Below are 6,465 nucleotides of genomic sequence, written 5' to 3' on the forward strand. Positions count from 1 at the left end.
CGCGTGGGCACGGGGGTGCCCACCCTACGAATCATGACAGATCATACAGCCCCGGCAAGCCGAGGATGCGTTCCAGCTCTTCCAGCGCGGCCGCGCACTCGGTGGCCAGCTGCGGATCGGCCAGGTCTTTCGGCTCGACGCGGTCGCGGTAATGGCGCTCGACCCACGGCACGAGGCGTGCGTATAAATCGTCGGTCATCAGCACGCCCTGGTGCATCGCGGCCGCTTCGTCGTCCGTGAGCACGACGCGCAGGCGCAGGCACGCGGGGCCGCCGCCGTTGCGCATGCTCTGGCGCAGGTCGAATTCGATCAGTTCGTCGATGGCGCAGTTTCCCGACCTTCCGCTCGTCACCAGCTGCTCGAGGTAGCGCGCCACGGTCGGGACCTCGCGGCATTCGTGCGGCACGACGAGGGCCATGCCGCCGTCCGGTTTCGACAGCAGCTGGCTGTTGAACAGATAGCTGGCGACGGCGTCGGCGACGGGCACGACGCCCGTGTCCACGCGCACGGCGCGCAGGTCCGTGCCGGTCGCGCCGAGGGCGCGGCGCAGCGATTCCAGCGTCGCGGCTTCATCGGCGAAGGCCTGCTCGTGATAGAACAGCACATTGCCGTTGCCGACCGCGATCACGTCGTTATGAAACACGCCCTGGTCGATCACGTCCGGATTCTGCGCCGCGAACACGGTGCGCGCGGCGTCCAGGCCGTGCAGGCGGGCGACGGCCTGCGAGGCTTCCAGCGTCTGGCGTGCCGGGTATTTCGTCGGTGCCGGTGCGGACGGGTCGAACTCGACGCGGCCGTACACGAAGAATTCGACGCCGGCCGCGCCGTGGGCGCCGGCGAAGCGCGTGTGGTTGGCGGCGCCCTCGTCGCCGAACGCCGGCGTCGACGGCAGCGGGTCGTGCACGACGAAGCGGTCGCTGTTCGCGAACAGGGCGCGCAAGGTGCGCGTGGCCTGCACATGTTCTTCGGCGCGGTGCAGTTTATTGTTCAGGTTCGCCGCGGTGAAGTGCACGCGGCCGTCTTGCGTGTCGGCAGATGGGCTGACGGTGGCGGCGTTCGCGGTCCACATCGGCGACGCGGAGTACGCGCAGGCGAGGATCACGGGCGATTCGCGGTACGCCTGCGCCAATACGTCGGCGTCCGTGCCCGTAAAGCCGAGGCGGCGCAGCAGCCTGAAATTCGGACGCGCCTGCGGCGGCAGCAAGGCTTGCGCGAAGCCGCGCGCGGCCAGCGTGCGCATCTTGGCGAGGCCCTGCAGCGCCGCCAGGCGCGGGTTCGACGCGCTCTTCACGTTGTTGAACGAGGCGACGTTGCCGAACGAGAGGCCGGCGTAGTTGTGCGACGGGCCCACGAGGCCGTCGAAGTTGAATTCGCGTGCGTTGCGCATGGTGTCAGAAGGTCAGGCCGGGCGACAGCTTCGCCGGCATTTCCAGTTCGGAGGTTTCGATCGAGGCGACCGGGTACGCGCAGTAGTCGGCCGCGTAATAGGCGCTCGGACGATGATTGCCCGATTTGCCCACGCCGCCGAACGGCGCGGAACTGGCCGCGCCCGTCGTCGGACGGTTCCAGTTGACGACGCCCGCGCGCGCCTTGATCGCGAAGCGCTTCCACAGGTCTTCCGACGGCGACAACAATGCCGCGGCGAGGCCGAATTCGGTGGCGTTGGCGGCGTCGATGGCGCGGTCGAAATCGGCCACGCGGACCACCTGCAGCAGGGGACCGAACCACTCCTCGTCCGGGATGCCCGTCGCATCGGTCACGTCGACGATGCCGGCCGTGACGAAGCCCGCGTCCGGATCGAGCTGGCGCATGCGCAGCAAGACCTTGCCGCCCTGCGCTTCCATCATCGCCTGCGCCTGCACGAGGCGTTTCGCCACGGCGGCCGAGACCACTGGGCCCATGAACGGCTGCGGCTCCGCGTTCGACGGGCCGACGGCGAGCCTGGCGGCGACTTCCACGAGGCGGTCGATGAAGGCTTGTCCTTGGGGCGTGTCCTGCACGATCAGGCGGCGCGCGCACGTGCAGCGCTGGCCGGCCGAGATGAACGCGGACATGATGGCGTGGTGCACGGCCGCGTCGACATTTTGTACGTCCCAGACGACGAGCGGGTTGTTGCCGCCCATTTCCAGCGCCAGCATCTTGCCCGGCTGGCCGCCGAACTGTTTATGCAGCGCGGCGCCGGTCTGGCTGCTGCCGGTGAACAGGATGCCGTCGACGTCGGCCTGGCCCAGCGCGACGCCGGTGGCGCGGCCGCCGTTCACGAGGTTCAGCACACCTTGCGGCAGGCCGGCCTGTTCCCACAACTGCACGGTACGCACGGCGGTGCGCGGCGCGTATTCGCTCGGCTTGAACACGAGCGTGTTCCCCGCGATCAGCGCGGGCACGATGTGGCCGTTCGGCAGGTGACCGGGGAAGTTATACGGGCCGAACACGGCGAACACGCCATGCGGACGGTGACGCAGCACGGCGTTGCCGTCGGCGACTTTGGCACTCGTTTCTCCGGTGCGCGCGGCGTGCGACTGCACCGAGATGTCGACCTTGTTCGCCATCGTCGTCACTTCGGTGCGCGCTTCCCACAAGGGTTTGCCCACTTCCTCGGCGATGATGGCGGCCAGTTCCTCGTTGTGCTCCTTGAGCAGGTCGCGGAAGCGCTGGCAGATGGCGATGCGTTGTTCGAGCGGCGTGAGGGCCCAGCCTTCGAAGGCCGCGTGGGCGGCCTGCACGGCGCGGTCCACGTCTTCGGCGGTGGATTCGTTGCTGGTCCAGGTCTGGCGGCCGGTGGACGGGTCGATCGTCGCGAGCAGCGGACCGCTGCCGGGCAGCCATGCGCCGCCGATGTAGTTGGAAACGTTAGACATTGTTCTTCCTTACGTTGAGGGCCAGGGAGCGGACAGGGTCGCCCGCCTGGCAATGCAGCAGTTGCAGTTCGCGCACCGACAGGGCCACGTTGCGGCCGCCGTCGCAGGCATGCGTGAGGACCATGCGGAAATCGTCGAGCTTCGTGTTCGATACGAGCGTGACTTCGCCCTCGCCGCCAGGCTGGCCTTCCGCGGCCACGGCCAGCACGCTGTCGCGCACGGCGCGCAGTTCGGCCACGCGGCCCTGCAGCACGGGGCCGGCGTCGAAGATGTCGACGTAACCCTCGTAGTGCATGCCTTCCTGTTCCAGCAGCTTTCGTGCCGGGAGCGTGGAGCGGTGCACCTGGCCGATCACGGCCTGCGCGTCTTCCGGCAGGTACGCGACGTACAGCGGCTGGCGCGGCATCAGCTCGGCGATGAACGATTTCTTGCCGAGCGCCGTGAGGCCGTCGACGTGGTTGAAATCCATCTTGAAGAAATGCCGGCCCAGGCCTTCGTAGAACGGGGACGTGCCGTCCTCCGCCTGGTAGCCGCGCATCTCGGCGATGATCTTTTCCGTGAACAGGTGCTGGAACTGGGCCATGAACAGGAAGCGGCTTTTCGACAGCCACTTGCCGTTGTAGCCCGTGCGGTATTCCGGCATCAGGAACAGCGAACACAGTTCCGTCGAACCCGTGAGGTCGTTCGACAGATACAGCGTGTCCATGCGCGTGAACACGTTCAGTTCGCGGCTCGAGTGGACGAGCGTGCCGATGCGGTAGTTATAAAACGGTTCGGTCAGGCCGACGGCGGCCTTGATGGCGCACACGCCGGCCAGGCGGCCGTTGGACGTGTCTTCCATCACGAACATGTAGTCGCGTTCCTCGGGCGGGATCGTCTGCGCGAACGACGCCACCGCGGTCTCGACGCGTTCGCCCAGCATGGCGCGGTCCGGCTTCAGCGTGGTCATGCCGCTGCCGACCTGGCGCGCCATCTCGATCAGCGGATCGATGTCGTTCAGGGTGATTGCGCGGATTACGAGCATGGGTTCCTCATTGTTTTCCAAGGCGTCAGATCCGCACGCAGATGACGCTGTCGCCGGTCTCGACACCCAACGCCTCGCGTGCCGCGGGCGGCAGGCAGATGGCGTCGGCACTCTCGGCCGGGTCGCACGGCAGCACGATCGCGCGGAATTTGCGCTCGCTGCTGGCCACCGCGTAATTCACCATCGCCGCCTTGCCGCCGCGCGTGGGCGGCTGCAGTTCGGCGTTCGCGACCTTCCTCACCATCGACCCGGAGAACGAGTGCAGCGCGTGCTTGTGCGCCTGCAGGATCGGGCCGCCGTCGAAGATGTCGATGTATTCGTCGGCCTCGAAACCCTCTTCCGTCAGCAGGTCGAACGCGAGCTCGCCGCTCGGATGGATCTGGCCCATCACGGCCTGCGCGGGGCCGGGCAGCAGCGGCACGTACACGGGGTAGTGCGGCATCAGCTCGACGATCAGCGTGCGGTTGCGGGCGCCGCCGATCGTGCGTTCGGCGTCGAGGAAATCCATCTTGAAGAACTTGCGGCCCAGCGCATCCCAGAACGGCGACTGGCCCGCGTCGTCGGTGACGCCGGCCAGCGGCACGAAGAAGCGGTCGCCGAAGCGGTGCGGCGCCAGCACGGCGTACAGCAAGCGGGCACGCGACAGCAGCGCCGCCTCGCGCCGGGCCGTGTCGCGGTCGCGGATATAAAAGCCGGACAGCTGCGAATACGCCGTCAGCTCCGAGCACAGGGTCAGCGCATGCACGCTGTGGCTGATGTTCAGGTCGCGCGAGACCTGCTGGATCACATCGTTGCGGAACGCGAAATAGGTGCCGTTGGAGCCGGCCGACGCGTGGATCGCGGCGGTGCCGACCACTTCGCTGCGCTCGACGTCTTCGAGCACGAACAGGTAGGACTCTTCGCTGGGGATGTCGACGTGGGCGGCGAACGACGCCACCGAACGCTCCACGAACGCGGCGATCTTTTCGCGCGTGCGCGGCAGCGTGTGCACTCCCGGCGTGGACGCGGCGAGCAGCGTCTCGAGGGCGCCGACATCCGCTGGTTCTACCGGACGGACTACATACATGGAAACTCCCGACAAAGGCATCGAACGAACGGAAGCCGGCCGGGCTGGGGTGCCCCCTTCCGGCCGGGTGGTGCGGAGGTCAGCCGGCGAGGAACGCGTCGGCGGCCTGGCGCATGAGGCGATCCGCTTCCGCGATCTGCTCGTCCGAGACGACCAGCGCGGGCGCGAGACGCACGACGTCCGGACCGGCGATCAGCAGCATCAGGCCGAGCTTTTCGGCGGTCTTGGTGTAGTCCTTGGCGCGGCCCTTGTTCGCCTCGGCCATCGGCAGGCCGATGAGCAGGCCCTTGCCGCGCGGCTTGGTGAACAGCTGCGGGTAATCGGCGACCAGCTTCTCCAGATTGGCGAAGATTTTTGCGCTGGCTTCGCGCACCCGGGCGAGGAACGCCGGCTGGTTGATCTGCTCGATCACGTTCAGCGCCACGGTCGTCGCCAGCGGGTTGCCGCCGTACGTCGTGCCGTGCGAGCCGACGGACAGGTGCTGGCCGATCTCGTTCGTGGTCAACATGGCGCCGATCGGGTAGCCGTTGCCCAGGGCCTTGGCCGACGTCAGGATGTCCGGGGTCACGCCCACGTTCATGTAGTCGTACAGCGCGCCGGTGCGGCCCACGCCCGACTGCACTTCGTCGAACACGAGCAGCGCGCCGGTCTTGTCGCACAGTTCGCGCAGCGTTTTCAGGAACTCGATGTCGCCCGGGATCACGCCGCCCTCGCCCTGGATCGGCTCGACGATCACGGCCGCCACGTCGTCGCCGATGGCGGCGCGCGCGGAGGCGATGTCGTTGTAGTTGATGTGGTTGATTTCCGGCGGCAGCGGCTCGAAGCCTTCGGTGTATTTCGACTGGCCGCCGACCGACACGGTGAACAGCGTGCGGCCGTGGAACGAGGAATAGCACGACACGATGCGCGATTTGTGCGGGCCGAACTTGTCGTGCGCGTATTTGCGGGCCAGCTTCAAGGCCGCTTCGTTGGCTTCCGCGCCGGAGTTGCAGAAGAATGCGCGGTCGGCGAACGTCGCTTCCGTCAGCGCGGCGCCCAGGCGCAGCACGGGCTCGTTCGTGTAGCCGTTACCGAGGTGCCACAGCGTGTTGATCTGGCGGGTCATCGCGTCGACCAGCACCGGGTTGCAGTGGCCCAGGCTCGATACGGCGATGCCGGAGGTGAAGTCGAGGTAATGCTTGCCTTCCTGGTCCCAGACGTCCAGGCCCGAAGCGCGCACCGGGACCATCGCGGCCGGCGCATAGGTCGGTACGAGCACCTCGTCGAAAGTCTGGCGTGTGACAGGCCGCGTGGTGACACCCGATTCGAGCTTAGCATTCATGACGTTTTCCTCATCCAAGTAAAGGTTGCGCGGACTCCAGCAGCCGCGCCGAGCGACTCATTATAGAGAAGCCAAACCTTGCCGTTCTTTCCAAACTGCGACAGGCATTTTCATTTTTGGACGAGCAACAAAAAACCGGGGTCAGAGCCTAATGCCGTTAAGTTAAGCGGCAAGTTCAGCAACGATCGCTTGTAAA

The 6,465-nt window shown here is 66.9% G+C and carries 5 protein-coding genes; all 5 read right to left on the minus strand.

Annotated elements, in window-relative coordinates; all coding sequences use genetic code 11:
* Positions 1-31 precede the first annotated feature (31 nt).
* The 5 genes from astB to ASC93_RS05975 all read right to left on the minus strand — a co-directional run bounded on the left by astB (position 32) and on the right by ASC93_RS05975 (position 6,269).
* The gene (astB, locus tag ASC93_RS05955; RefSeq protein ID WP_056438626.1) at positions 32-1,387 is read right to left on the minus strand and encodes an N-succinylarginine dihydrolase; all 1,356 of its coding nucleotides are present in this window, start codon (positions 1,385-1,387) and stop codon (positions 32-34) included.
* 4 nt (positions 1,388-1,391) lie between these two features.
* Complete coding sequence (gene astD / locus ASC93_RS05960; protein WP_056438630.1) at positions 1,392-2,858, minus strand: succinylglutamate-semialdehyde dehydrogenase; 1,467 nt, start codon at positions 2,856-2,858, stop codon at positions 1,392-1,394.
* Positions 2,851-3,882, minus strand: coding sequence for an arginine N-succinyltransferase (astA, locus tag ASC93_RS05965; protein ID WP_056438633.1), 1,032 nt, complete (start codon positions 3,880-3,882; stop codon positions 2,851-2,853). The genes astD and astA overlap by 8 nt, the downstream gene beginning before the upstream one ends.
* 25 nt (positions 3,883-3,907) lie before the next feature.
* On the minus strand, positions 3,908-4,948 hold the full coding sequence (locus ASC93_RS05970; RefSeq protein WP_056438636.1) for an arginine N-succinyltransferase: 1,041 nt from the start codon (positions 4,946-4,948) through the stop codon (positions 3,908-3,910).
* A gap of 79 nt (positions 4,949-5,027) precedes the next feature.
* The gene (locus ASC93_RS05975) at positions 5,028-6,269 is read right to left on the minus strand and encodes an acetylornithine/succinyldiaminopimelate transaminase (RefSeq protein ID WP_056438639.1); all 1,242 of its coding nucleotides are present in this window, start codon (positions 6,267-6,269) and stop codon (positions 5,028-5,030) included.
* Positions 6,270-6,465 lie beyond the last annotated feature (196 nt).

The organism is Massilia sp. Root335, from assembly GCF_001425685.1.
Classification (GTDB): Bacteria; Pseudomonadota; Gammaproteobacteria; order Burkholderiales; family Burkholderiaceae_D; genus Telluria; species Telluria luteola.

Excerpts from the sequence above, each read along its gene's own strand:
- astB (WP_056438626.1), bottom strand. The coding sequence starts at position 1,387 with ATGCGCAACGCACGCGAATTCAACTTCGACGGCCTCGTGGGCCCGTCG.
- astD (WP_056438630.1), bottom strand. The coding sequence starts at position 2,858 with ATGTCTAACGTTTCCAACTACATCGGCGGCGCATGGCTGCCCGGCAGC.
- astA (WP_056438633.1), bottom strand. The coding sequence starts at position 3,882 with ATGCTCGTAATCCGCGCAATCACCCTGAACGACATCGATCCGCTGATC.
- ASC93_RS05970 (WP_056438636.1), bottom strand. The coding sequence starts at position 4,948 with ATGTATGTAGTCCGTCCGGTAGAACCAGCGGATGTCGGCGCCCTCGAG.
- ASC93_RS05975 (WP_056438639.1), bottom strand. The coding sequence starts at position 6,269 with ATGAATGCTAAGCTCGAATCGGGTGTCACCACGCGGCCTGTCACACGC.